The organism is Sphingomonas sp. G-3-2-10 (genome assembly GCF_012927115.1).
Lineage (GTDB): Bacteria > Pseudomonadota > Alphaproteobacteria > Sphingomonadales > Sphingomonadaceae > Sphingomonas.
The window spans coordinates 203,179-229,278 of the sequence record NZ_JABBFY010000001.1; the positions used below are offsets into that span (position 1 = coordinate 203,179).

Consider the following 26,100-nt stretch of genomic DNA (forward strand, 5'->3'; position numbering starts at 1 on the left):
CTGCATCACCCCTGGATCGACGGCAGCCACAGCACGACCGCCGGGAAGGCGATCAGCATGGCGAGGTGGAGGAAATCGCTGACGAGGAACGGGATCACGCCGCGGAAGATCGACCCCAGCGGAATGTCCCGCGCGCCGGCGTGGATCACATAGACGTTGAACCCCAGAGGCGGGTGGACGAAGCCGATCTCCATCGTGCGGACGAGGAAGATGCCGAACCAGACCGGGCTGAGGCCGAGGCTGTGGATCACCGGCAGCAGGATCGGCGTCATCAGCAGCATCAGCGCCAGACCGTCGAGGAACGATCCGAGCAGCAGCAGGATGATCGCCATCACGATCACCGCCATCGTCGGCGAGGCGCCGGCCGATTCGACCAGGGCGGTCATGTGATCGGGGATTTCGGTGACGCTGACGAAGGTGGAGAAGACGATCGCGCCGATCACGATCGCATAGATCATGCCGGTGGTGCGCAGCGTCTCGAACAGCGCACGGCTCAGCGCTTCGCGGGTGAATTTGCGGCGGAGCAACAGGATACCCAGCGCGCCGACGCAGCCGATCGAGGCAGCTTCGGTGGGGGTGAACCAGCCGAGCACCAGCCCGCCGACGACGAACAGCACCAGCAGCGAGATGTCGGCGATGCGGATCGCCGCCGCGCCACGCTCGCGCCAGGTCGCGCGCGGTCCCGGCGGGGCCAACTCGGGCTTCCAGCGGACCATGATCAGGATCACGGCGACGTAGAACAATGCCTGGGTGATGCCGGGGATGACGGCGGCCGCGAACAGCTTGCCGATCGATTGTTCGGCGATGATGCCGAACACGATCAGCGCGCCGCTGGGCGGGATCAGCGAGCCGAGCGTACCGCCGGCTGCCAGCGCGCCAGCCGCGAAGCCGGGATGGTAGCCCTGACGCCGCATCTCAGGAAGCGCAACCGCGCTGACGGTGGCTACCGTGGCGAGGCTCGATCCGCTGATCGCGCCGAAGCCCGCGCAGCCGCCGATGGAGGCGACGCCCAGGCCGCCGCGCTTGTGGCCGACCAGCTTGGCGGCGAGGCCGAAGAAATCGCCGCTGGCGCCCGCCGCGAAGCAGATCTGCGCCATCAGCATGAAGAGGGGGAGGACGCCCAGCTCGTAGCGCGACACGGTGTCGAACGCGATCACGCCGACCTTGATCAGCGCGGCCTCGGGCGAAAGCAGCAGGGCGAGGCCCAGCGTGCCGATCAGCGCGAGCGACGCGCCGATGGGGATGCCCGCCATCAGGATGATCAGAAGGACCGCGAAGGCGATCAGGCCGATGGTTTCGGGAAGCAGGGTCACTTGCGGGCCCCCTTCACGAATTCGACGGCGAAATGGATCGCGGCGATGGTGCAGGCGGCGATCCAGATCAGCCGGAACGGCGCGATGCGGATCGAGAGCAATTCGGTCATCTCCGTCGTCGGCCACAGATCGGTGGCGACCCACGCCGATCCGAACGCGACGAGACCGAAGGTGATCGCCAAAGCCACGCGACCGATCTGGGCGAGGATGTGCCTGGTGCGCTCAGAGGCGCGGCCGACGATCAGATCGACCGTGGCGTGACGATTCATCAGGCTGACCATCAGCACGCAGGAAGACAAAGCGACGACGATCGCGACCTGAAAGATCTCGATCGATCCGATCACCGCGAATCCGGCATGGCGGCCAAGGACTGCGATTGCGTCGGTCGCCATCGCGAGCAACAGTCCGGCCGAGCCGGTAAAGATCAGGAACCGCTGTACGCCACTCGGCGCTTCCGGCGGTCCGGCCGTGTTGTCCATGACCCTCTCCCTGCGGGCTTGCTGAATCGCTCAGATGCCCATCTGCCAAATAAGTTTGCAGAAATAACAATGGTTGTCATCAACTATCTTGAGTCGGGATTGTTTGCGAGACTCCATTTTCTGCGTTAGCGCTCTTCCCGACGATAAAAGGGTGCGTGAGCGGATGGCGGACAAGGTGGAAGACGAGGTCGAGCATGTCGATCTGGGGCGGCTGGGCAGGGCGCTCGGCTTCCGGTTCCGTCGCGTCCAGAACAAGCTCGCGCGCGATTTCGCGACCAACACCGCGGGCTGGAAGCTGCGTTCGGGCATGTTCTCGTCGCTCGAGATCATCTCGGCCAATCCCGGCATCTCGCAGGCGATGCTGAGCACCGAAGTGGGTCTCGACAAGTCGGCGGTGGTGCCTTTGGTCGACGATTTGGAGAAGCGCGGCTGGGTGATCCGCACGCGATCGCAGGAGGATCGCCGGCGCAACCATCTGTCGATCACCGAGGCCGGAAAGGCCGAGCTCGACGCGCTCGCCCGGATGATGGACGAGACCGAATCGACTGCGCTCGCGGTGCTGACCGACGAGGAGCGGGCAGTGATCAGCCGCGCGCTCGACAAGGTCTATGATGCCTATATCCGCGCCTCGCGCGGCAACTGACCTCACCTAAAGCTCATATTTGCGTACTTTTGTGCGGGGGCCTTGTGCTGCCTGAATCAATAAGCTATGCAACATAACAATTCATGAGCAGGAGAGGCTGAAATGTCCGACACGCTGGTCGCCGAACAGGCAACCACCTTCGATCGCATCAATCCGGTGACGGGAGAGGTCGCGACGACCGCCGCCGCCTTCACCGTCGCCGATGCCGATGCCGCCTGCGAAGCTGCCGCCGCTGCTTTCCCGGCATGGTCGGCAATGGGTCCGAATGCGCGCCGCGCGCTGCTCAACAAGGCTGCCGATGCGCTGGCAGGCAAGGCCGACCAGTTCGTCGATGCGATGATGGGCGAGATCGGCGCGACCGAAGGCTGGGCGCGCTTCAACCTGATGCTGGCGGTCGGCATGGTCCGTGAAGCCGCCGCGCTCACCACCCAGATCGGCGGCGAAGTGATCCCCAGCGACAAGCCGGGCTGCATTGCGATGGCGCTGCGCGAGCCGGTCGGCGTGATGCTCGGCATCGCGCCCTGGAACGCGCCGATCATCCTCGGGGTCCGCGCCGTGGCTGTGCCGCTGGCCTGCGGCAACACCGTCGTCCTCAAGGCGAGTGAGCAGTGCCCGCGCACCCATTCGCTGATCGCCGAAGCGTTCGACGAAGCGCTGCCCAAGGGTGCGGTCACGATCGTCACCAATGCGCCCAAGGATGCGCCCGAGATCGTCGGCGCGCTGATCGACAACCCGCACATCCGCCGGATCAACTTCACCGGATCGACCGGCGTTGGCCGTATCATCGCCAAGCGCGCAGCCGAGCATCTCAAGCCCGTGCTGCTCGAGCTGGGCGGCAAGGCGCCGATGGTCATCCTCGACGACGCGGATCTCGACGAAGCGGTGAAGGCCGCGGCGTTCGGCGCGTTCATGAACCAGGGCCAGATCTGCATGTCGACCGAGCGGATCATCGTGCTCGACAGCGTCGCCGATGCCTTCGTCCAGAAGTTCGCGGCCAAGGTCGCGTCGATGCCGGTGGGCGATCCGCGCGAGGGCAAGACCCCCCTCGGTGCGGTGGTCGACCAGAAGACCGTGGATCATGTGAAGTCGCTGATCGACGATGCGGTCGCTTCGGGTGCGGTGCAGGTGAATGGCGGCGACGCCAATGGCGTGCTGATGCCCGCGCATGTGATCGACAAGGTCACGCCGAGCATGAAGCTGTTCCGCGACGAGAGCTTCGGCCCGGTCGTCGGCGTGATTCGCGCGCGTAACGAAGCCCATGCGGTCGAACTGGCCAACGATACCGAATATGGCCTGTCGGCATCGGTGTTCACGAAGGACACCGCACGCGGCCTGAAGGTCGCCCGCCAGATCAAGTCGGGCATCTGCCACGTCAACGGCCCGACCGTGCACGACGAAGCCCAGATGCCCTTCGGCGGCACCAAATCCTCCGGCTATGGCCGCTTCGGCGGCAAGGCCGGGATCGACAGCTTCACCGAGCTTCGCTGGATCACCATCGAGACCGAAGCCGGACATTACCCGATCTAAGAAACTCCCCTCCCTGAAAGGGAGGGGTTGGGGGTGGGTGGCGAGCGTAGCGAGCTTCTTCCCCCGTCTTGCCGAATTCGACGCTGGCGCGTCGATACCCACCCCTAGCCCCTCCCTTGCAGGGAGGGGAACGGAGACTCTTATGACCAACCTCAGCTCCAACGGCACCGTTTCCTATGATGTCGTCGATCGCATCGCATGGGTGCGCTTCAACCGTCCCGACAAGCGCAACTGCATGTCGCCGACGCTCAACCAGGACATGATGGAAGTCCTGCACGAACTCGAATTCCGCGACGATGTCGGCGTGCTGGTGCTGACCGGCGAGGGCACCGCCTTCTCGGCCGGCATGGACCTCAAGGAATATTTCCGCGAGACCGAAGCGAAGGGCCTCGGCGCGACGCGTCAGGCGCAGCGCGAGAGCTATGGCTGGTGGCGCCGCCTGCGCTGGTATCAGAAGCCGACCATCGCGATGGTCAATGGCTGGTGCTTCGGTGGCGCATATGGCCCGCTGTTCGCCTGCGACCTGGCCTTTGCCGCCGACGAGGCGCAGTTCGGCCTCAGCGAAATCAACTGGGGCATCCTGCCCGGCGGCGGCGCGACCAAGATCGCGGTCGAGCTGCTTCCGTTCCGCAAGGCGATGTACCACGCCATCATGGGCGAGAATGTCGACGGCAAGACCGCGGCGGAATGGGGCCTGGTCAATGAATCGCTCCCGCTCGACAAGCTGAAGGACCGTGTGACCGAAGTCGCCAACGTCCTGCTCAAGAAGAACCCGGTGGCGCTCAAGGCGACCAAGGACGCGATCCGTCGCGTCTCGGTGCTGAGCTATGACGATGCCGAGGAATATCTGGTCCGGATGCAGGAAGCCGCGAACAGCTATGACAATGACGGCCGCAAGGAAGGCATCAAGCAGTTCATCGACGACAAGACCTACAAGCCGGGCCTCGGCGCGTACGACAAGTCGAAGCAGGGCGCCTGACCCCGAATTAGCCCCGCCTCCCCGGAGGAGGGGTTGGGGGTGGAGGAGTCATTTCTGACACTCCGCCGCATGAGTTCTCCACCCCATCCCCTCGTTCGAGGGACCAGAAGCAAGAAGAGAGTCGCGTGGCCAAGTTGAACCTCGAACGCCTGCTCAAAGCCCGCTCGGTCGCGATCGTCGGCGCGTCCGAAAAGCCGGGAGCGCTGGGCAATTCGGTGCTCCAGAATCTGGAGCGGCACGGCTTTTCCGGTCCGATCCACCTGATCAATCCCAAGCGCGACGAGATTGCAGGCCGCGCGTGCCTGAAGTCGGTCGCGGACCTGCCCGAGGGCGTGGACGCGGCGGTGCTGGCGATCCCGGGCGGCGCGGTGCTGGATACCGTCCGTGCGCTGGCCGCGCGCGGCGTGGGCGCGGCGGTGATCTTCTCGGCGGGCTTCGCCGAGGGTGGCGAGGAAGGCATGGCGGCGCAGCGCGAAGTCGCGCGGATCGCGGCCGAGCATGGCATGGTGATCGAGGGGCCGAACTGCCTCGGCATGACCAACTATGTCGAAGGCATTCCGCTGACCTTCGTCGAGACGCCGGTGATCGAGCTGAACGGTCCGGGTGTCGGCATCGTGTCGCAGTCGGGCGCGATGGCGGTGGTGCTGGGCACCACGCTGATGTCGAAAGGGCTGGGCATCTCGATCTCGGTTTCGACCGGCAACGAAGCCGCATCGGGGGTCGAGGATTATGTCGACTATCTGCTCGACGATCCGAACACCGCGGTGATCGGCATGATCGTCGAGCAGTTCCGCAAGCCCGCTGCGTTCCTGGCGCTGGCCGAGCGCGCGCGGGCGGCGGGCAAGCCGATCGTGCTGCTCCATCCGGGCAAGTCGAGCGCGGCGCGCGAGTCCGCCGCGACGCATACCGGCGCGATGGCGGGCGACTGGCAGGTGATGAAGACTCTGGTCGAGCGCGCCGGCGTGGTGCTGGTCGACGGGCTGGAGGAACTGGGCGACGTGATCGATCTCGCCAGCCGCTGCGGAGCGATCCCGGCGGGCGGCACCGCGGTGCTGACCGAGAGCGGTGCGTTCAAGGCGCTGACGCTCGACCTGTGCGAAGCGATCGGCGTCGATCTGCCCGCGCCGGGCGAGAAGACCAGCGCGACGCTGCGCGCGGCGATGCCCGATTTCATCCCGGTCTCGAACCCGATGGACCTGACCGCGCAGGCTCTGGTCGATCCCGACCTGTACCGCCGCACGCTGGCGCCTTTGCTCGACGACGACGCCTATGCGGCGGTGGTGCTCGGCATCATCCAGACCGACCAGACCACCGCGCGGCTCAAGCTGGTGCCGATCATCGAAGCAGTGAAGTCGCTCGAGCCGGGCAAGCCGGTGATCTTCGCCGGCCTCGACGAAGGCGCGCCGGTGCAGGCGGAATATATTGCCGGTCTGCGCGAGTTGAACGTGCCCTATTTCCCGTCACCCGACCGTGCTTTCCGCGCGATCGCGCTGCTGGGCAAGGCGCGGGACTTCGCCAAGTCCGATGCCGAAGCGGTTTCGGTCGACGTGCCGTCGGGGGTGATCCCCGAATATCGCTCGAAGGAACTGCTCGCGCCGCTGGGCATCCCGTTCCCCAAGGGCGGGTTCGCGGCGAGCGTCGAGGAGGCCAAGGCAGTCGCGGCGAAGATCGGCTATCCTGTCGCGCTCAAGGCGCAGTCGGCCGAGCTGTCGCACAAGAGCGATGCGGGCGGCGTGATCCTGAACCTGGCCGACGAAGCCGCTCTCGAAGCGGGCTGGGCGAAGCTGTACGGCAATGTCGCGGCCTATGCCCCGGGGCTGGCGCTGGACGGCGCGCTGATCGAAGCGATGGGCAAGCGCGGGGCCGAGCTGATCGTCGGTGCGCGCAACGATCCCGAATGGGGTCCGGTGATCCTCGCCGGGTTCGGCGGGGTGCAAGCCGAGATCCTTCAGGACGTGCGGCTGATGCCGGCCGACCTGACCCGCGAAGCGATCGTGGCGGAACTGCGCAAGCTCAAGAGCGGCGCGCTGCTCGACGGCTGGCGCGGATCGCCCGCGCTGGACGTGGATGCGGTGGCGGAGATCATCGAGGGTGTGGGGCGCCTGCTGCGCGGTACCCCGGCGATCCGCGAGATCGACCTCAATCCTGTGGTAGTGTTCCCCAAGGGCGAGGGCGCCGTTGCGCTCGACGCGCTGATGCTGGCGGAGTGACGGCGATGGGCATGGATGCGGATTGGGATGAACTGATCGCGATCGATATCCACGTCCATGCCGAGCATAGCTGCCGCCAGCCGCTCGACCCGATCCAGGCCGAGTTCGAGGAAGCGGCGAGCATCTATTTCAAGACCGACGCCAAGCGGCCCTCGATCCCCGAGACCATCGCCTATTATCGCGAGCGCAGGATCGGCTTCGTACTGTTCACGGTCGACATGGAGGCCGGGACCGGGATCAAGCGGATCGCCAACGAGGAGATTGCCGAGGCGGCCGCGGAAAACCGCGACATCATGCGCGCATTCGCCTCGATCGATCCGCACAAGGGCAAGGCTGGAGCGCTGGAGGCGCGCAAGCTGATCGAGGAGTATGGCGTCGCGGGATTCAAGTTCCACCCGCCGCTCCAGAATTTCGATCCCGGCGACCGGATGGCGTGGCCGCTCTACGAAGTGATCGACCATTACGGCTTGCCCGCGATCTTCCACACCGGCCATTCGGGGATGGGCACGGGGATGCCGGGCGGCGGCGGCATTCGCCTGAAATATGGCCAGCCAATCCTCGTCGATGACGTCGCGGTCGATTTCCCCAACATCAAGATCATTCTCGCGCATCCGAGCTGGCCGTGGACCGACGAGGCGCTGTCGATGGCGCTGCACAAGCCGAATGTCTTCATCGACCTGAGCGGCTGGTCTCCCAAATATTTTCCGCCGCAGATCGTGCGTTATGCGAACTCGCAGCTGGGCCACAAATTCCTGTTCGGCAGCGATTTCCCGCTGATCCCGCCAGATAAATGGATTTCCGCGTTCGATTCCGCTGGCTTCAAACCCGAACTGCGCGAGCCGATCCTGAAGGGCAACGCCGCGAAACTGCTGTTCGGCGCGGCCTGATGCGGTTCGGCGTGCTTGCCCTTGCGGTCGCGCTGCTCGGTTTCGGGCTGGCGGCGGCGACGGACAAGCCCGATCACTGGTGGCAGCCGGGCGAGGGGCGGACGTTCCCGGCGAAGCTCGAGTACGAGAATGAAGGCGGCACGCTGCGGCTGCTGCTCGAAGGCGGGCCGATGGAGACGAAGGGGCATCCCTTCTTCGAACCGATCGGTCCCAACGGCCGCGCCTGCGTCACCTGCCATCAGCCCGCCAATGCGATGAGCCTCGCGGTGCCCGACGTGCAGCGGCAATGGACGCGCAACGGCGCGAAGGACCCGCTGTTCGCGGCGGTGGACGGATCGAACTGCCCCAGCCTGCCGCAAGGCGATCGCGCGTCGCATTCGCTGCTGCTCGACCACGGCCTGATCCGCATCGCGCGGCCCTGGCCGGTGAAGGGCGCGGACTTCGCGATCGAAGTCGTGCGCGATCCATCGACCTGCAACCTCGATCCCGTCTGGGGGATCAAGTCGAAGAACCCGCATATCTCGGTGTTCCGCCGCCCGCGCCCGGTGGCGAACTTCAAGTTCATCGAGGCGATGGGGTTCGCCTACGATCCCAAGGCGGGGATGCCGCTGGCGCTCGATCCCGAGACGAACAAGCCCGTTGCGGGCAATCTGATGGCCGATGGGCGCGTACCGACCCTGACCGCGCAGATGCGCGATGCGGCGGCGACGCACCTTGCCTTTACCCGCAATCTCGATGCCGGCGACATCGCCCGCATCCTCGATTTCGAGCGCCGCCTGTTCGTGGCGCAGCAGCGCGACAGCAGCGGGACGATGCTGGACGCCGATGGCGCGGAGGGTGGGCCGATGAAGCTGCTCGTCTCCGCACCGGGCCGCCTCGGCAGTCAGGGCACGCCGGTGTGGAGCGAGTTCGAGGCGTGGGAGAAACTGCCCGAAGCCGAGAAGGCGAAGCTGCCCAAGGAAGTGCGCGAATTCCGGGACTCGGTCGCGCGCGGGGCGCGGGTGTTCCGCGACAAGACTTTCCTCATCACCGACAGTGCGGGGATCAACTCGCCGGTCGGGTTCGGCAATCCGGTGCGCAACAGCTGCGTCTTTTGCCACAACATGTCGTATATGGGCATGGACGTGGCGCCGGGTCAGGTCGATCTGGGCACGACCAATCTGCCCTTTGCCGACCCACAGCCGTACCTCCCGCTGTTCCGCGTCACCTGCAAGGGGAAGCCGCATCCGCACTACGGCCGCGTCATCTACACCCATGATCCCGGCTATGCGCTGACCACGGGCAAATGCGCCGATGTCGGGCGGATCACGCTGCAGACGCTGCGCGGGCTTTCGGCGCGCGCACCCTATTTCTCCAACGGCAGCGCGAAGGATCTGCGCGGGGTGATCGACTATTACGACCGGCGCTATTCGATCGGCTATACCGAGCAGGAAAAGCGCGACCTCGTGAACCTGATGCGCGCGCTGTGAAGGCATTGGTCCTCCTGTTCGCGCTGGTCGCCGCGGATGCGCGGGAGGCGGTGCGCTTCGTCGCCTGCCCGGTCTATCGCGATACCGATGCGGGCAAGAAATCGGGCTGCTGGCTGGCCGAGGATCCGGCGAGCGGCGTCCGCTACGACATTACCTCGTCGCCGACCAAGGCCGACTGGAACCATGCGGTGCTGGTCGAGGGGTTCGTCGCGCAGGGGCAGAGCGATCCGTGCGGCGGCGTGGTGCTCGATCCGGTGCGCGTCTCGGTGCTGGAACAGGGATGCACGCGCCACATGCTGCCCGCCGAGGGCTTTCCCGGCCGCAAATTCGCGCTGCCGAAGCGGAACGTGCGGCCGCTCTATGAGGAGCGGACAAAGCCCGCGCAGCCCTTCGCCGCGCGGACCTTCGTCATCCCGTTCGATCATGGCAGCAGCTTCGTCACCTATCAGCTGAGCGACTATTATCTCGACGCGGCGATCAACTACGCCCTCGACGTCCAGCCCGCGACGGTGACGATCACCGGCCATGCAGCAACCCGTCGGGAGCGGGTTTCGGGTTTCGACCTGTCCGAGCCGCGCGCGCTGGCGAAGGCCCGCGCCGACGCGATGGCCCGCGCCTTCCAGCTTCGCGGCGTCACCGTCGCGCGCGTTGCGACGGGCAGGGAAAGCTCCAGCGCGGACGAAGCGTTCGACGGACTCATTGCCCCCTCGCTTCGCCGCGTGGAAATTAGTATTGAGCCAAAACAATAAGATTTCCGGGGGAGCAGATGCCGTCCAACGATCCGCAGGCCATCGTCGATAACCAGCCCATGTCGCGCTTCCAGTGGGGCGTGGTGGCGATCATGATCGGCCTCAACGCGCTCGACGGGTTCGACGTGCTCTCGATCAGCTTTGCCTCGCCGGGCATCGCCAAGGATTGGGGGATCGACCGCGCCGCACTGGGCATCGTGCTGTCGATGGAGCTGATCGGCATGGCGATCGGGTCGCTGCTGCTCGGAGGACTGGCTGACCGGATCGGGCGGCGCAACACCATCCTGTTGTGCCTCGTCGTGATGGCGGCGGGCATGTTCGGCGCTTCGGCGTCGCACGACGTCTATCAACTGTCCGGCTGGCGCGTCCTGACCGGCCTGGGTGTCGGCGGGATGCTCGCAGCGACGAACGCGGCGGTGGCCGAAGTCTCCAATCTCGCGCGGCGGAACCTCGCGGTTGTGCTGATGGCGGCGGGCTATCCGGTGGGAGCGATCATCGGCGGCAGTATCTCGCAAAGGCTGTTGGTCCAATATGACTGGCGTGCGGTATTCGTTTTCGGCGCGGTGGCGACGCTGGCGTTCATTCCGCTGGTGCTGTGGCGCTCGCCGGAGAGCATCTCGTTCCTGCTGACCCGCCGCCCGGCCAATGCGCTGGAGCGGATCAATGCCACCCTGGCCCGGATGGGCCACGCCGCCGTCGACGCGCTGCCCCCGGTGGCGGTGAAGGCGGCCAAGGTGCCGATCGCGCGCCTGTTTTCGGGTGCCAACCTGGCGCCGACGGTGTTGCTGACCATCGCCTATCTGGCGCACATCATGACCTTCTATTTCATCCTGAAATGGGTGCCGAAGATCGTCGTGGACATGGGGTTCGAGCCTGCCGCTGCGGCGGGCGTTCTGATCGCGGCCAATGTCGGCGGGGTCACCGGATCGGTGCTGCTCGGCCTGCTGACCGCGAAGGTGCGCCTGATGGCGCTCACCGTGGCGGCGATGCTTGCTTCGGTGGTGATGATCACCTTGTTCGGGCGCGGTCAGGCGACGCTGGACGAACTCACGACGATCGCGGCCATTGCGGGCTTCTTCACCAATGCCGGCGTGGTCGGCCTTTATGCGCTGGTGGCGCGCTCGTTCGGGACCGAGGTGCGCGCCAGCGCGACCGGCTTCGTCATCGGGATCGGGCGCGGTGGATCGGCGGCGGCGCCGGCGATCGCGGGCTTCCTGTTCGCGGCGGGCTATGGCCTGCCGGTGGTGGCGATGCTGATGGCGGGTGGCTCGCTGGTCGCGGCGATCGCGCTGGTGGTGCTGGCGCGGGTGCAGAAGGCGGCGGCTTGAGCGGGGCGGCGATCCTGACTATCCCCGCAGGATGGGGACAAATCAGGATTTGAGCATCGCGGATTCAGGTAGCGGCGAAGCGGTGACGCTCGGGCCGCTTTCGGGGCTGGTCGGCTATCATCTGCGGCGGGCGTCGAACGCGTTCGGCGCGGACTTTTCGCGCGCGCTGACGGGAACGGGGATGCGGCAGGTGCTGCTTGCGATCCTCTCGGTCGTGGCGAGCAACCCGCGCGCCAATCAGGGCTCGGTCGGCCGCGTGCTGGGAATCCAGCGCGCGAACATGGTCGCACTGATCAACGATCTGGTCGAACGCGGCTTGATCGACCGGCAGGTGGCGCAGGGCGATCGCCGTGCGTTTGCGCTGACCATCACCGCGGAAGGCCGCAAGCTGCTCGACCAGTGCCTCGCGCGGATCGCCGAGCATGAAGCGGAGATGCTGTCGGATCTCTCCGACGCCGAGCGGGATATGCTGATCGACCTGCTGGGCCGGATCGAGGCGAAGGAAAGGTAAGGTGAGCTCCTTCTCCCGCTAGGGGAGAGGGAAGTGGGGGCACAAAAAGGCGGCGAACCTTTCGGCTCGCCGCTCTTCTTCGTTCCGATGCTCGGAAAGCTTACTCCCCGCCGAACTTCGCCACGAAGCGCACGCCGAACTGGCGGGGCGCGCCGAAGATGATGCCGCCCGCGGCGCTCGACGAGTTCTGCACCTGCGAGGCGATATAGACCTTGTCGGTCACGTTCGAGACGTAACCTTCGAGACGATAGCGGTCGTTGATGTTGAGCGAGAGGCGCACGTCGAAGATGTCGCGGCCCGGCACGATCGACGAGATGCTGGGGAAGGGCGTCGCCAGCTGTTCGCCGAGGTGCGACCATTGCACGCGCGGGGTGAGCGACAGGTCGCCGCCCAGCGGGATCTCGTACTGGACGCCCGCGTTGATCGTCCATTCGGGCGAGAAGGGCAGGCGGTCGCCCTTGGTGATCGCCTGGAGCGCGTTGGTCACCGTGTTCTGGATCATCGCGTTCGAGGCAAATTCGGCGTTGAGATAGCTGAGGCCGCCGTTGAAGCTCAGCCCGCCGAACTGGCCGGTGATTTCCAGCTCGCCGCCATAGGCCCGGCCGCTCGCCGCATTCTGCGTCAGCGGCGCGCCATTTTGCAGGCTCTGCAGCTGGATGTCCTTGTAATCCGAATAGAAGACGTCGCCGTTGATGCGCAGGTGGCGATCGAGGATCTCGGTCTTGAAGCCGACTTCATAGACGAAGTTCTTTTCGGGCAGGAAGCCGGGGACCGGAACCGCAGGGGCGCCGGTGACCAGAGCGAGGTTGTTGCCCCCCGCCTTGTAGCCCTTCGACGCCGTTACGTAGAGCATCGTGTCGTCGCTCAGGTGATAGTTGATGCCGAGCTTGCCGGTCCATTCGCGGCTCGACTGCGACGTCGTGCCCACGGTCGGGCCGGTGGTCACGCCCTGTCCGGCGCCGATCCGGATGCGGTCATAGACCTGCTTGTCCCAGCTGTGGCGCGCGCCGGCGATCAGCTCGAGTTCCGGCGTGGCGAACCAGTTGACCTGGCCGAACAGCGACTTGGTGTTGTTGTCGGCATGGGTGATGCTGGTGTTGGCCGGCGTCTGATAGACCACGGTATTGGTCTGGTCGCGCTGCAGGCGGACGGGGATGGTCTCGTCCATCAGGAAGCCGCCGACGACCCAGTTGAGCGAGCCTTCGCCGCTGGAGAGGATGTTCACCTCGTGCGTCCAGGTGCGGAAGTCCGAACGGTTGCTGGTGGCGCGGCCGACGCCGTTGCCGGCATTGTTGGTGGTCGCTGCGTTGGGCGGCGAGACCGAGGTGCGGTCGCCGTCCGCCTGATCGGCGACATAGGCGTCCTGCCATGACGAAATGGCGCGCAGGCGGATGCCGTCGGTGATGTCGGCGCGAACCTCGGCATTGACGCGATACCCCTCGATCCGCTGGCGCGAGATCGCGTCTTCGGAGATCAGGAAGGGGTTGGTGCCGGTGCGGACGTTCAGCGTGTAGTCGTTGCGATTCTTGATCGCGTTGTTGTCGGTATCGTTGACGAAATATTCGGCGCGGACGTTGAGCTTCAGGCGATCGTCGCTGCTGCGGAACGCCAGATTGCCGCGGATCGCGAACAGATCGAGATTGCCCGGCTGGCTCACGCTGGGGCCGGCATTGGTCGTGAAGCTGTCGCGCGTTTCGGTGATCGCGGCGATGCGCATCGCGAAATTGTCGCTGAAGGGCAGATTGGCCGCGCCCATCACGCGGATCAGGTTGTAATCGCCATAGCTGGCGTCGACCACGCCGCCGAACTGGTCGAAGCGCGGCTCGGGCGTGCGGACGAACACCGCGCCGCCTGTGGAATTCTGGCCCGTGAGCGTGCCCTGCGGCCCGCGCAGCACTTCGATCGAGCCGATGTCGTAGAAGCTCTGGCCGATGAAGAACTCGTGGGTGATCGACTGGCCGTCGATATAATAGGCGACGCCGGGGTTCGAGGTCGGCGCCGACTGGGCGATGCCGACGCCGCGGATGTTGATATAGGTCGAGCGGTTATAGGTGTTGATCGCCACCGAGGGCGCGACCTGCTGGATGTCGTTCAGGTTGGTGATGCCCTTCTGGCCCAGATCGTCGCCGGTCAGCACGGTGGCGGAGATCGGCACGTCCTGCAGGTTCTGGTTGCGGCGCTCGGCGGTGACTACGATCTCGGTCAGCTTGCCATCGTCGTCGCGGGCTTCCTCCGCGTCCTGCGCGAAGGCCGGCGCGGCGTGGAAGGCCAGCACGGCCATTGTGCAGGCGGTACCCTGAAGCACAGCGCGAATCTGCGAACGATTGATCATCGAACCCTCTCCCGAACGTTGTCTGGTTTAATTGTTATGTTGCATATCTACCAATGCGGCGAGAGCGATGCAATCGCTTTCATTTGGGGCTGAACATTGCCCGATCAGTGCGGCAAATCGGCCACATCGGGGAGAGCGGGGAGGGTGCGCAGGGCAGCGAGCAGCGCTTCGGCGTCGACCGGGACGCGTGCCAGTGCGGCACACATGCGGAACTTGGCGTCGAGCGCCGAGTCGTCGAGCGGGTTGCTCGGATGGCCGAGCGGGTGGACGATGCGGCGCGTTTGGCTGCTGCCGTCGGCGAAGCGGAGGTCGATCGTCGCGGCGGTCAGATCGGCGCTGCCGGTTTCGGGCACGAAGCGGACGCGCGCGGCGAGCGCGTGGATGCGCGGGTCAGCCAGCGCTTCGGGCGCGAAGCTCTCCAGCGTGACTTCGCGGCGGATCGCGGCGGTGGCGACGGTGAAGGGCAGGCTGAACTTGGCGTCGATTGCGGTCTGCGGGCGGCGCTTCTGCGCTTCGGGCTCGAACAGCATCGTCAGGAACGGCGCGGCGGTGACGGTGACCGACTCGATGCTCGAGGGATCGGGCGCGAGATCGAGGATCGCTTCGATCGCGGCATGGGTCCCCCGGCAGCTCGGCCAGGGCTTGAAGCTCAGTTTCTCGCCGTAGAAGTGCTTCCCCAGCCCATCGAGTATCGGGGCGGGATCATAGCCGCCGCGCGCGAACAGGGCATAGAAGCCCGCCTTGCCCTCGATCGGCGCATCGAAGCCGCGCACCCCGCGCTTGGCGAGCAGTACCGCCTGCACCGCCGCCTGCGCCGCGAAACTGTCGCGCACCGCGCGGACCGTGGAGTGGGGGCTGTATTTCAGCTCCGCGCTGCAATTGTGCGAGCAGAGCAGCAGCGAAAAGGCGTCGACCGTTTGCGCGCTGGTGAGCCCCGCGATCCGCGCGCAGGCGGCGACCGCGCCATAGGCGCCGAGCAGGGGCGGGGGATAGAAGCCGAACTTGTCGGGGCTGTCCTTCAGGGCAAGGCCCATCCGGCAGACCAGATCGCAGCCGACCGCGATGGCGGCGATCAGATCCTCGCCCGATACGCGGCCCAGCGTTTCGGCCATCGCCAGCGCGGCGGGAATCTGCGCGGCGTTGGGGTGGGTGGGGGCGCCGTCAAAGGCGTCCTCGAAATCGATTGCATGCGCCAGCGCGCCGTTTGCCAGCGCGGCGGCGAGCAGCGGCGCGCGCCCGGCGCGGCCGATCAGTTTCGCCTGTGCCGGGCCGCCGCTTTCGATGGCGAGTTCGGCGAAGGCCGCAGTGCCTTCGCCCAGCGAGGAGGCGGCCAGCATCACGCCCATCGCATCGACCAGCGCGCGGATCGTGGCGTCGACCGTTGCCGGGGGCAGGTCGTCGTAGCGGAGGCCGGTGACGTGATCGGCGATACGGGCGGAAAGGTTGCTCATAGCGGCTCCCGGGCGGGTGCGAGGAGGACGGCGATCAGGCCGGCAAGGAAGATGCCTGCCGCGAGCGGCGCAAGGGCAGTGGTGGCGAAGGCGCTCATCACGGCGGTGACCCCGGCGGTGGTGATCATCTGAATCGCGCCGGCGAGGCTCGATGCGGTGCCGGCGATCCCCTCCTCGGCGTGCATCGCGCCGGCGATTCCGGTCGGCGCGGCGATCCCGCCGCCGGTGCCGACCAGCAGCATCGGGCCGATCAGCGCGACGGGGTTCGAGGCACCGAGCAGGGCGATGACGAGCATCAGCGCGCCGCCCGCCGCAATCGCGGTAAGGCCGATGCGGAACGCATCATGGTGGCGGTTGAGTCGACGAACGAGGAAGGTGCCGAAGATGCCGCAGGCAGCGACCACGAGATAGCAGAGCCCGGCCTGTGCGGGAGAGAGATGCCACTGGACGATCAACAGGAAGGGCGATCCGCTCAGGAACAGGTACAGCGCGCTGCTGGCCAGCGAATTGCCCGCGACATAGCCGCGAAACCGGCCATTGCGTGCCAGCCGGGCATAAGCGTGATCGAGGCGCGGGCGCTCGGCATGAGGAGCGTGGCGCGGGATCAGGAAGATCGAAAGGAGCGCGATCGCGCCGCCGGTCAGCGCCAGCGCGACGAAGACGAAGCGCCACCCTGCCAGCGACACCAGCGCGCCGCCGATGGTGGGGGCGAGCGTCGGCGAAAGCAGAATCGCACTGGTGAGGAGCGCGAGGTTCGCGGCGGCATCGGCGCGGGGGGACAGGTCCGACACGATGGTCCGCGCGGCAACCACGGCCGCCGCCGCGCCGCACGCTTCGACGAAGCGCGCGACGAGCAGGACGTGCGCATCGGGCGCCAGCGCCGCCGCGATCGATCCCGCGACGAAGATCGCGGTTCCCGCCAGCAACACCGGCCGCCGCCCGATCGCATCGGACACCGGCCCGGCGACCAGCTGTCCGCCGCCGAGCCCGAGCAGGTACAGGCTTACCGCGAGCTGCACCGTGCCCGGCGACGCGGCGAGATCGCGCGCGACGGCGGGCATGGCGGGCACGAACAGATGGATCGCGAGCGAGCCCAGCGCGCCGACCGCGGCCAGCAGCAGGATCAGCGGGCGGCTGAGCGTCGTGGCGCTCACGCGGCTTTGCTGGCCCGGGCGCGGATCGCCAGCGCGAGGACGCCTGCGAGCAGCAGCGCCCCGGCCACCAGCGCGGTCGGCGCGGCGAAAGAGCCGGTGCCGTCGCGCAAACGGCCCATCAGCCACGGCACGATCAGCCCCGCGCAGCTGCCGATCATGTTGATCACGACGATTCCCGTCGCCATGCCGGTTGCGGGCAGCATCTTGCTGGGGATCGCCCAGAAGGGCGAGACGGTGGACCCCATGCACGCGCCGCCGAGCACCAGCAGCAGGAGGCCGAGCGCGCCGGGGCCCGCCGCATAGGCGCCGAAGAGTGCGATGGCGGCCAGGCTCGCGGGGATGGCGACGTGGAGGAAGCGCTCCTGCGTCTTGTCCGAATGCCAGGCGTTGATCAGCAGGCCGATGCCGCTGCCCAGCCAAGGCAAGGCGACGATCACGCCGACTTCGAAACTGGTGAAGCCCGACAGGCCGTGGACCACCAGCGGCAGCCAGAAGATCACGCCGTAATTGCCCGCCAGCAGCAGGAACCACAGGCCCGAGCATAGCCACATCATCGGATCGCGCAGCACGCTCCAGCGGCCGGGCTGGCCCTTGGCGGGGCGGGCGGCGGCATGGGTGTTCGCCGCCAGCCACTCGCGTTCGCCATCGTCGAGCCAGCGCGCTTCCTTGGGGCTGTCCGGGAAACCGAACCAGGCCAGCGCCGCCAGCGCGATCGAGGGAATGCCCTCGACGAAGAACATCCAGCGCCAGCCTTCCCAGCCGAACGGGTTGCCGCTCTGGAGCAGCAGGCCCGAAAGCGGTGCGCCGATCACCTGCGAGACCGAAATTGCGACGATCGGGATGGCGAGGATCGAGGCGCGGTAGCGCTCGGTCGCCCACATGCTGAGATAGATCATCAGACCCGAGGAGAGCCCGCCCTCCGCCGCGCCGGCGAGGAAGCGCAGGGCGTAATAGGCTTCGTGGGTCTGGATGAAGGCGAGGGCGGTGGCGACCGCGCCCCAGCACAGGGTGATGAGCGTCAGCCACTTCCGCATCCCGATGGCTTCGTAGAGCCAGATGCTCGGAAATTTGAGGAACATGAAGCCGAGGAACAGGATGCTGGCGCCGAAGCCATATTGTTCGGCGGTGAAGCCGAGCGACTTGTTCATCTGAAGCGCGGCGAAACTGACATTCGCGCGATCGATCGCGCCCATCAGGATGAACAGCGCGGACGGGAGGACGAGCCGCCACAGGATGCGCCGTCCGACGACGCGTTCTACTTCCGTGGCTGCCATTGCGACCCTCTCCGATATTTGTTGTGTGATATAGCGTATAGCGTTAGGAAGCAAAGAATGAAAGCGCTTGCGAAAAGGCGTGAACGGGAGAGCTATCGTGCCGAAACGGCTGATTTCCATCGAATTCGCGACTCTGCTCTATGCGCTTGCCTATCTGCCCTACGTGGTGATCACGCGGATGCTCGCGACCACCGCCGATCCGTCGCTCGGCCGCCCGCTGACGGGCCTCGAAATCCTGCCGGCGATGATGATCACCGGGGCGCTGGCGACCTATGCCTTCATGCTCTGGTCGGGCTGGGCGAAGGGCGTGAACCGGGTGCGGCTCGGCGGCGTTTCGATCCCGTTCGCGACGAAATGGACCTTCTGGTCGGGCGTGTTCACCGCGCTGATCCTGGTCACGGTGCCGCTGTCCTACACGTTCGAGAATGTCAGCGTGCCGTTCATGCAGCTGCTGATGCGCGGCGATTTGCTGATCATCGCGCCGATCGTCGATTCGCTGTTCGGGCGGCGGGTGCGCTGGTGGTCGTGGACCGCGCTGCTGCTGGTTGGCGTGGCGATGCTGGTGAACTTCCAGGCGCGCGGCGGCCTTGGCCTGCCGCCGATCGCGATAGCGACCATCCTACTCTATACATTCGGTTATTTCGGCCGCCTCTACATCATGTCGAAGGTGTCGAAGAATGACGATCCGGCGACGCTGCGCCGATTCTTCAGCGAGGAAAAGATCGTCGCCTTCCCGGTCGCGCTGATCGCGATGGGCGCGATCGCGGCGATCGGCGGCACCGAACAGGCGCGCGAGATGGCGTGGGGATTCACGCAGATCTGGAGCAACCCGCAGCTGATCTACATCGCGATCTGCGGCGCGATGGTGTGCCTGACCGGCGTCTTCTCGGCGATCATCCTGCTCGACGGGCGCGAGAACAGCTTCTGCGTCCCGCTGGAGCGTACCGCGAGCATCCTGGCCGGCGTGGCGGGATCGATCCTGCTCGCGCTGTGGCTGGGCGGGAAGATGCCGTCGACGGCTGAGTTCTTCGGCGCCGGCGTGCTGATCGTCGCGCTCGTCATCCTGTCGCTCGCCCCGCGCAACGCCGCCCGGCGTGAAATGGCGAAGGAAGCGGTAAGCGAATGATAGCGCTTTCAAACATTCTCATCATGCAACGGGGGAAGTAGATGTCGAACCGTGAAGCCAGCCAGGATTTCGATCCGCTGCAGCCCGAAGTCTTTGGCAGCGCGCATGAGGATTATGCGCGGCTGCGGCGCGAATGCCCCGTGGCGCATACCGATGCCTGGGGCGGCTTCTGGGCGCTGATGCGCTATGACGACGTCAAGCGCGCCGCGTCGGACGCGAAGACGTACATCACCTCGGTCCAGAACGTGGTGCCGCGCGTGGCCTTTACCGGGCGGCGGCCGCCGCTCCATCTCGATCCGCCCGAGCACACGCCCTATCGCCGCGCACTCAATCCGCTGCTGTCTATGGAGCGGTCCGAAGCGCTGGTGGAGACGACGCGGGTGTTCGTCACCGATCTGCTCGACCCGATGGTGGCGAAGGGCGGCGGCGATGTGTGCGAGGAATTCGCCAGCCATCTGCCGGTGCAGGTGTTCGGCGCGTGGATGAAGATGCCCGACGATCTGCTCGGTACGCTGCACGAGGCGGGGCAGGCGTTCATCATGGCGGTGCGTTCGGCCCAGCCGGATTCGATGAAGGTGACGAGCCTGCGCCTCTACGAAATGGCGCGCGACCTGATCGAGCGGCGCAAGGCCACCCCGATGGACCCGGTCGAGGACCCGACCAGCGCCCTGCTGGCGGCGCGCGACGCCAATGGCGATCGGCTGCCCGACGAGATGATCCTCGGCACGGTGCGGCAGGTGCTGGTGGTCGGCATCGTCGCGCCGACGGTGCTGATGGGCAGCATCGCGGTGCATCTGTCGCGCGATCCCGAACTGCAATCGCGGCTGCGCGCGGATCGCTTGCTGGTGCCGGCCGCGCTGGAGGAATTCCTTCGGCTATATTCGCCTTATCGCGGCTTTGCGCGGACGGCGACCTGTCCGGTGACGCTGCACGGGCGGACGATCCCCGAAGGCGATCCGATCGCGCTGGTCTATGCCTCCGCCAATCGAGACGAAAGCGTGTTCCCCGATGGCGGCGCGTTCGTGATGGACCGGCCGAACATCGCCGAACATCTCGCCTTCGGGCGCGGGCCGCACAACTGTCCGGGCGTCCATCTCGGCCGGATGCAGCTTCGCGTCGCGCTGGAAGAACTGCTGGCGCGCACCAGCGGCTTCGAGCTGGCGGGCGAACCGGTCGTCGCGCCCTTTCCCGAGATCGGGGCGATCTCTGTGCCACTGAGGTTCCTGTGACGGAGGTTGCGATGATCACTCCGGATCAGATCGCCCGATACGACGCCGATGGCGCCATCATGCTGCCGGGGCTGTTCACCGGCTGGGTGGATCGCCTGCGCGAAGCGACCGAACGGGCAATTTCGAACGAAAGCGCGCGCTCGACCGAAGGCTTCACCCGCAATCGCGACATGTGGATGACCGATCCGGACTTCCGCGCCTTCGTGTTCGAATCTCCCGCGGCGGAACTGGCCCGCACGATGATGCGCAGCAGCAGCGCGCGGCTCTATTTCGATCATCTGTTCGTCAAGGAACCCGGCGCGCAGGCGCCGACGCCGTGGCATCAGGACATGCCCTATTGGCCGGCAAAGGGCGGGCAAATCGTGTCGATATGGCTCGCGCTCGACGATGTGACGCGCGAGACCAGCGGTCTCGCCTATGTTCGCGGATCGCACCTGACGGGCAAGAGCTACAAGCCGATCGGGTTCAGCGACGGCAAGGTGTCGATGGCGTCGGTCGACGAAGATGTGCTGCCCGACATCGACGCCGATCCGGGTGCGTACGAGTTTCTCGATTGGGACATGAAGGCGGGAGATTGCCTGGTGCATAATAGTTTCGCGATCCACGGCGCGAGCGGCAATTCGAGCCTGAGCGTGCGGCGGCGGGCGCTGTCGACGCGCTGGGCAAATGCGGACGTGCGGTTCGATCCGCGACCGGGCACCGATCCGGTGCTGGCCAGCGCGCCGCTGGAAGCCGGCGCGCTGCTTTCGGGCGAGCGCTTTCCGCTGGTGATCGGCTGATGGCTGTCCTGATCGCTGTGGGCGATATCGGCCCCAATCGCCCGGAGCCGAGCCAGTGCTTCGACCTGTCGCGCGATCTGCTGCAGAGCGGCGACATCACCTTCACCCAGCTCGAGTGCAATCTGACGAACCGCGGCGCGCGGCTGCCGCAGGTGCGGCATACGCATCGCTCGCCGCCCGAGACTGCGGTGGATATCGCAGGGGCCGGGTTCGATGTGGTGTCGTTCGCGGGCAATCACTGCATGGACTGGGGCGCGGAGGCGTTCTTCGATACGATCGGCGCTCTGAAGGGCGCGGGGATGGACGTGGTCGGCGTGGGCGCCGACATCGCCGAGGCGCGGGTGCCGGTGATCCGCGACGTGGACGACGTACGCGTCGCATTCCTTGCCGCGTCGTCGATCCTGCCGATGGGCTTCTGGGCCGATGCGAAGCGCGCCGGGTGCGTGCCGATGCGTGCGCACACGCTGTACGAGCAGATCGAGCATGACCAGCCGGGCACACCCGCGCGCATCCACAGCTTCGCGCATCGCGAGGATCTGGCGGCGCTGGTGGCGGACGTGAAGGCGGCGCGCGAGCGAGCGGACGTGGTGATCGTCTCGCTCCACTGGGGCATCCATTTCGTGCCCGCGACCATCGCCGACTATCAGCGCGAGGTCGGCCATGCGCTGATCGACGCCGGCGCGGACCTGATCCTGGGCCACCATGCGCATATCCTGAAGGGCGTGGAGATGTATCGCGGCAAGGCGATCTTCCACTCTATCGGCAATTTCGCAATCGACCTGCCGATGACGCCCGAACATGCGCAGGGGAAGGGGTTCAAGGAAGTGCAGGCGCTGTCGCCGGGATGGGAACCGGACTTCGACAGCCTGTACAACTTTCCGCCGGATTCACGGATGACGATGTTCGTCCGGGCTGAGCTGACGAAGGGTGGGCTCGGCGATCTGGCCTTCAAGCCGGCGTGGATCAATTCCAACGCCCAGCCCGCGCCGCTGGAGTCCGGTGACGAGCGCTTCGCGAAGGTGGCGGACTATGTGCGCTGGTGTTCGGCGGAAGCGGGTCTCCCCGTCAGCCTGACGACCGACGGGGAGTGGGTACGCGTTACTGGATGACGACCGGGAACAGATCCGAGTCCATCGGTTCGCCCGGCGCGGCCGGAGCGAATTCGCGGAGCCAGCCGAACTTGTCGCCGCGCAGGAAATTGCCCGGACGATCCTCGAAATAGGCGTCCGCGCCGGTCCAGCGGGTCGCCAGCGCGCGGCGGCGCTGGTCGGCGGTGGCGTTGCCCGGCGCGCCGTGGAGCGTGCGGGCGTGATGTACGAAGACGTCGCCGGGTTCGAGGATGCCGGTGACGAACTCGAAATCCTGCGGGCGGCCGTCGATATCGGGTGCTTCCTCGAGCGCGGCGGTTTCGCCGTCCTGCTCGCGCGGGCGGCTGCCGAAGGATCGGGGGCGGTAGAGCTTGCCCCATTTATGCGATCCCTTGACGTAGGTGACGACGCCATTGTCGGGCGTGGCGCGATCGAACGGCACCCAGACCGACACGACCTGCCACCCGCCGACGCACCAATAGGGCAGGTCCTGATGCCAGGGCGTCACCGCCGCGGTGCCGGGCTCCTTCACCAGCAACTGCTCGTAGAAGAAATTGACCTTCTTCGATCGCATCATCTCGCCGGCGAGGCCCGCCAGCGGAGACTCGAAGATGAAGGCGCGGAATTCGGGATTGTGCCGCCACAGGAAGAAGTCGCCATAGAAACGGCCGCCGCCTTCGCCGGTCATGTTCGAGGAAAGGCCGCCGGGATCGGCCATCACCGTGTCGATCGCGGTGCGCATCCGGTCGATCCAGTGCGCGCCGATCACGTCGCGCAGGATGATCGCGCCGTCGCGCTCGAACTGCTGGATCTGGTCTTCGGTGATCATTTCGCGGGCTCGAGCACGAGAGGAAGATTGACCACGCCCATGCGGTGGAAGCGGGCGCGTTTCGCCGGGGCTTCGAGCGCGAAATGGCCGGTGAGCGCGAACAGCTCTTCCATCGCCACCCGCATCTCCATCCGGGCCATCGGCGCGCCGAGGCAGGTATGGATGCCGTGGCCGAAGGCTAGGTGGCGATTGGGCTTGCGGTCGAGGATGATCTTGTCCGGCTGCGGAAATGCCTCTGGATCGCGGTTGGCCGCGGCCCAGAACATGCCGAGCCGATCGCCGGCCTTTACCGGGCAGCCGCCCAGCGTCGTGTCGCGGGTGGCGACGCGGGGCATTTCCTGCACCGGGGTGTCGGCGCGGAGGATCTCCTCGGCGGCGGCCGGGATGCGCGACAGGTCGCTGCGGAGCAGGGCCTGATCCTCGGGGTGCTCGGCCAGGTGCAGGATCATGTTGCCGATCGCGCTGGTGGTCGAATTGTGGCCCGCGGAAATCAGGATGCGCAGCGTGCGGGCGATCGTGTCGTCGTCCATCGCTTCGCCGCCAACGCGCGCGGCGAGCAGGGCGGCGGCGATATCCTCCTCCGGGTGACGCGGATGGGCGCGGCGGTCGGCGATCATGGTGTGGGCATATTCGATGATCCGGGCGTGGCCGGCATCGGCGATGGCCTCTTCGGCGGGGTCTTCGGAATCCTTGAGCAGCGTATGTTCGGACCATTCCTTGATCTGGCCCCAGCTGTTCCCGTCGATGTTGAGCAGCGCGCACAGGCCGAGCGCGGGAAGGGGGTAGCTGTAGCCCTGCGCCAGATCGCCCCGGCCCGCCGCGACCATCGGCGTGAGCAGTTCGCGGGCGTTGCGGCGAACGATCGGCTCCAGCTCCGCCATGCGCTTCGGCGTGAAGAACACCGCCAGCATCCGGCGATAGTCGCGATGCTCGGGCGGATCATATTCCAGCGGCGGCATCGGCTTGGCGTAGCGGCTTTGCAGGCCGTTGCTGAACCGCTCGGGATCGCTCGCCGCCTCGACCACATCGGCATAGCGCAGCACGTCCCACTGGCCGCCATGCCGTCCGGCGCGGGCCATCGGACATCGCGCGCGCTGGTCCGCCATCTGGGCGTAACGCGCGGGCACGTCCTGCTCGATCGTGGGGTCCCAGTCGGGTTGTGTCGCCATGCTGCCTCTCCTTGATTTTGAGAGAGGTTAAACCCGGCCTTTGCCGAGGCGATAACAGTCAGTTGCTATGGGGGGTATAAGCTAATCGTGTATCCGGCGGAGGAGGGCGGTGAGTTGCTTCACCTCGGCCGCGCTGAACTTGCCTTTCAGCCATGCTTCGTGCGTGGCGATGGCCTTGCGCGCTTCGGCCAGCGCAGTTTCGCCCTCGCTCGACAACGTGAAGGCGACGCGCCGCTTGTCGCCTTCGGCATGGCCGCGGACCAGAAAGCCGCGGCGTTCGAGAGCATGGACGATCGCCATCGTCGTCGCGCGGTCCATCTGCAGCTTCGCGGCAAGATCGGTCTGGGCGATCCCTGGATGGTCGTGCGCCAGCCACAGCACCGATACCTGCTTCTGGGTCAGCTCCAGTTCGGCGAAGTGATCGGTGAAGTGGCGCAGCACCGCGCCGTGAGCGAGGCGCAGGTGCAGCCCTAGAACTTCGTCGAGATTATTCGGCAAGCGCGGGTTCCTTGGCGAGACGATCGATGATCCTTCTCGCGCGAACCCCGCCCTGGTCAATCGAATAGGCGCGCAGCTTCATGTCGGGATTGGCGTTCATCGAACGCTGCTGGGCCTCGAGCACCTCGACATCCTCGTTGAACACCTGGCCTTGCTGCGCCTTGAAGCGGGCGGTGAAGCCGGTGTCGTGGATGTCGAAGTTGCGCGCCATGCCCCAGAAATAATGGGTCGTGGTCTCGGACTCCGGCGTCATCGCGTCGATCACCATGCCGCGCACGCCCTGATCATGCTTTTCCGGCGTGGCGCCCGCGCCGACCGGGGCGACGCCGACATCGATCAGCACCGAGGAGGGCGGGAGGAAGTGGCAGATCTGCCAGCGGTCGACCGGCCCCTCCGAACGCAGCGCATCGCGCCAGAAGGGCGGCGGCTCGATGCCCGGCATCCAGCGGCGGACGATCACTTCGTCGCCTCGCGTTTCGGTTTCGAGCGGGCTTTCGTTGATCTCATGCTGGCCGATCGACCCCGAATGGACATAGGTTTCGTGGGTCAGGTCCATCAGGTTGTCGATAACCAGACGATAGTCGCAGGCGATGTGACTGTAGCCTCCGTCGAAGGTCCAGCCCGGCGTGCTGCACGGCCAGAAATCGGGGATCAGATCGGGATCGGCCTTCGCCGCTTCGCCGATCCAGATCCAGACATAGCGATGCCGCTCGACGATGGGATAAGCGGTGGCGCAGATCGATTTGTTCACCCGCTCGGACTTGACCGGCATCTCCTCGGCCACCCCATCCGGCCCGACCTTGAGCCCGTGATAGCGGCAGCGGATCGAATCGCCTTCCTTGATCCCCATCGACAGCGGCAGCAGCCGGTGCGGGCAGGCATCGCGCAGCGCGACGACGCTGCGGTCGAGCTTGCGCCACAGCACGATCGGCTCGCCGCAGATGGTGCGGGCAAGCGGCGCGCGGTCGACTTCGCTGTCCCAGGCGGCGACGTACCAGCGATTGCGAACGAAGGTCATACTCAAACTCCTCTGCCTCTTGACCGGGCCAATATATTTGTATGTAACACGTACAAAT

The 26,100-nt window shown here is 66.3% G+C and carries 23 protein-coding genes; 13 read left to right on the top strand and 10 right to left on the bottom strand.

Annotated features, from left to right (window positions below; genetic code table 11):
* Positions 1-5: 5 nt before the first annotated feature.
* Together HHL13_RS01045 and HHL13_RS01050 are read right to left on the bottom strand one after the other, a co-directional pair.
* Positions 6-1,313 (bottom strand): TRAP transporter large permease, encoded by a 1,308-nt coding sequence (locus HHL13_RS01045; protein ID WP_346775453.1) that lies wholly within the window; start codon positions 1,311-1,313, stop codon positions 6-8.
* On the bottom strand, positions 1,310-1,792 hold the full coding sequence (locus tag HHL13_RS01050) for a TRAP transporter small permease subunit (RefSeq protein WP_169553935.1): 483 nt from the start codon (positions 1,790-1,792) through the stop codon (positions 1,310-1,312). Before HHL13_RS01050 ends, HHL13_RS01045 begins: the two co-directional genes overlap by 4 nt.
* Before the next feature lie 151 nt (positions 1,793-1,943).
* On the opposite strand from HHL13_RS01050, the gene HHL13_RS22415 reads away from it, so the two are divergent.
* The 9 genes from HHL13_RS22415 (at position 1,944) to HHL13_RS01095 (ending at position 12,095) form a co-directional block, all read left to right on the top strand.
* A complete protein-coding gene (locus HHL13_RS22415) occupies positions 1,944-2,435 on the top strand; it encodes a MarR family transcriptional regulator (protein ID WP_169553936.1) in 492 nt (163 codons plus the stop codon).
* A 102-nt stretch (positions 2,436-2,537) separates the two neighbouring features.
* Complete coding sequence (locus tag HHL13_RS01060) at positions 2,538-3,962, top strand: aldehyde dehydrogenase (RefSeq protein WP_169553937.1); 1,425 nt, start codon at positions 2,538-2,540, stop codon at positions 3,960-3,962.
* 142 nt (positions 3,963-4,104) lie between these two features.
* Positions 4,105-4,941, top strand: coding sequence for a p-hydroxycinnamoyl CoA hydratase/lyase (locus tag HHL13_RS01065; RefSeq protein ID WP_169553938.1), 837 nt, complete (start codon positions 4,105-4,107; stop codon positions 4,939-4,941).
* Positions 4,942-5,066: 125 nt separating this feature from the next.
* A complete protein-coding gene (locus HHL13_RS01070) occupies positions 5,067-7,151 on the top strand; it encodes an acetate--CoA ligase family protein (protein ID WP_346775454.1) in 2,085 nt (694 codons plus the stop codon).
* A gap of 11 nt (positions 7,152-7,162) precedes the next feature.
* A complete protein-coding gene (locus HHL13_RS01075) occupies positions 7,163-8,038 on the top strand; it encodes an amidohydrolase family protein (RefSeq protein WP_169556704.1) in 876 nt (291 codons plus the stop codon).
* Positions 8,038-9,507 (top strand): hypothetical protein, encoded by a 1,470-nt coding sequence (locus HHL13_RS01080; protein WP_240953586.1) that lies wholly within the window; start codon positions 8,038-8,040, stop codon positions 9,505-9,507. The genes HHL13_RS01075 and HHL13_RS01080 overlap by 1 nt, the downstream gene beginning before the upstream one ends.
* A complete protein-coding gene (locus tag HHL13_RS01085; RefSeq protein ID WP_169553939.1) occupies positions 9,504-10,256 on the top strand; it encodes a hypothetical protein in 753 nt (250 codons plus the stop codon). Before HHL13_RS01080 ends, HHL13_RS01085 begins: the two co-directional genes overlap by 4 nt.
* 17 nt (positions 10,257-10,273) lie before the next feature.
* Complete coding sequence (locus HHL13_RS01090; protein WP_169553940.1) at positions 10,274-11,584, top strand: MFS transporter; 1,311 nt, start codon at positions 10,274-10,276, stop codon at positions 11,582-11,584.
* Positions 11,585-11,615: 31 nt separating this feature from the next.
* Positions 11,616-12,095 (top strand): MarR family transcriptional regulator, encoded by a 480-nt coding sequence (locus HHL13_RS01095; RefSeq protein WP_169553941.1) that lies wholly within the window; start codon positions 11,616-11,618, stop codon positions 12,093-12,095.
* Positions 12,096-12,195: 100 nt separating this feature from the next.
* Here the strand turns inward: HHL13_RS01095 and HHL13_RS01100 are convergent, their stop codons facing one another.
* The 4 genes from HHL13_RS01100 to HHL13_RS01115 form a co-directional block, all read right to left on the bottom strand.
* The gene (locus tag HHL13_RS01100; RefSeq protein WP_169553942.1) at positions 12,196-14,427 is read right to left on the bottom strand and encodes a TonB-dependent receptor; all 2,232 of its coding nucleotides are present in this window, start codon (positions 14,425-14,427) and stop codon (positions 12,196-12,198) included.
* A 104-nt stretch (positions 14,428-14,531) separates the two neighbouring features.
* On the bottom strand, positions 14,532-15,878 hold the full coding sequence (locus HHL13_RS01105; protein WP_169553943.1) for an MmgE/PrpD family protein: 1,347 nt from the start codon (positions 15,876-15,878) through the stop codon (positions 14,532-14,534).
* Positions 15,875-17,032: a Bcr/CflA family efflux MFS transporter gene (locus HHL13_RS01110; protein ID WP_169553944.1), complete on the bottom strand. Its 1,158-nt coding sequence runs from the start codon at positions 17,030-17,032 to the stop codon at positions 15,875-15,877. The genes HHL13_RS01105 and HHL13_RS01110 overlap by 4 nt, the downstream gene beginning before the upstream one ends.
* Positions 17,029-18,306, bottom strand: coding sequence for an MFS transporter (locus tag HHL13_RS01115; protein WP_169553945.1), 1,278 nt, complete (start codon positions 18,304-18,306; stop codon positions 17,029-17,031). The genes HHL13_RS01110 and HHL13_RS01115 overlap by 4 nt, the downstream gene beginning before the upstream one ends.
* Before the next feature lie 97 nt (positions 18,307-18,403).
* Between HHL13_RS01115 and HHL13_RS01120 the strand changes: the two genes are divergently transcribed.
* The 4 genes from HHL13_RS01120 to HHL13_RS01135 are packed head-to-tail and all read left to right on the top strand — an operon-like array spanning position 18,404 to position 22,549.
* On the top strand, positions 18,404-19,432 hold the full coding sequence (locus HHL13_RS01120; protein ID WP_346775455.1) for a hypothetical protein: 1,029 nt from the start codon (positions 18,404-18,406) through the stop codon (positions 19,430-19,432).
* A 41-nt stretch (positions 19,433-19,473) separates the two neighbouring features.
* Positions 19,474-20,661, top strand: a complete 1,188-nt coding sequence (locus HHL13_RS01125; RefSeq protein WP_169553946.1) for a cytochrome P450 — start codon at positions 19,474-19,476, stop codon at positions 20,659-20,661.
* A gap of 11 nt (positions 20,662-20,672) precedes the next feature.
* Entirely contained in the window at positions 20,673-21,440 is a 768-nt protein-coding gene (locus tag HHL13_RS01130) for a phytanoyl-CoA dioxygenase family protein (RefSeq protein ID WP_169553947.1), read from the top strand.
* On the top strand, positions 21,440-22,549 hold the full coding sequence (locus tag HHL13_RS01135) for a CapA family protein (protein WP_169553948.1): 1,110 nt from the start codon (positions 21,440-21,442) through the stop codon (positions 22,547-22,549). Before HHL13_RS01130 ends, HHL13_RS01135 begins: the two co-directional genes overlap by 1 nt.
* On the opposite strand, the gene HHL13_RS01140 is transcribed toward HHL13_RS01135, so the two are convergent.
* The 4 genes from HHL13_RS01140 to HHL13_RS01155 form a co-directional block, all read right to left on the bottom strand.
* Entirely contained in the window at positions 22,539-23,357 is an 819-nt protein-coding gene (locus HHL13_RS01140) for a phytanoyl-CoA dioxygenase family protein (RefSeq protein WP_169553949.1), read from the bottom strand. The genes HHL13_RS01135 and HHL13_RS01140 overlap by 11 nt on opposite strands.
* A complete protein-coding gene (locus HHL13_RS01145) occupies positions 23,354-24,526 on the bottom strand; it encodes a cytochrome P450 (protein ID WP_169553950.1) in 1,173 nt (390 codons plus the stop codon). Before HHL13_RS01145 ends, HHL13_RS01140 begins: the two co-directional genes overlap by 4 nt.
* Positions 24,527-24,607: 81 nt before the next feature.
* Positions 24,608-25,024, bottom strand: coding sequence for a MarR family transcriptional regulator (locus HHL13_RS01150; RefSeq protein ID WP_240953587.1), 417 nt, complete (start codon positions 25,022-25,024; stop codon positions 24,608-24,610).
* Positions 25,014-26,042: an aromatic ring-hydroxylating dioxygenase subunit alpha gene (locus tag HHL13_RS01155; RefSeq protein WP_169553951.1), complete on the bottom strand. Its 1,029-nt coding sequence runs from the start codon at positions 26,040-26,042 to the stop codon at positions 25,014-25,016. The genes HHL13_RS01150 and HHL13_RS01155 overlap by 11 nt, the downstream gene beginning before the upstream one ends.
* Positions 26,043-26,100 lie beyond the last annotated feature (58 nt).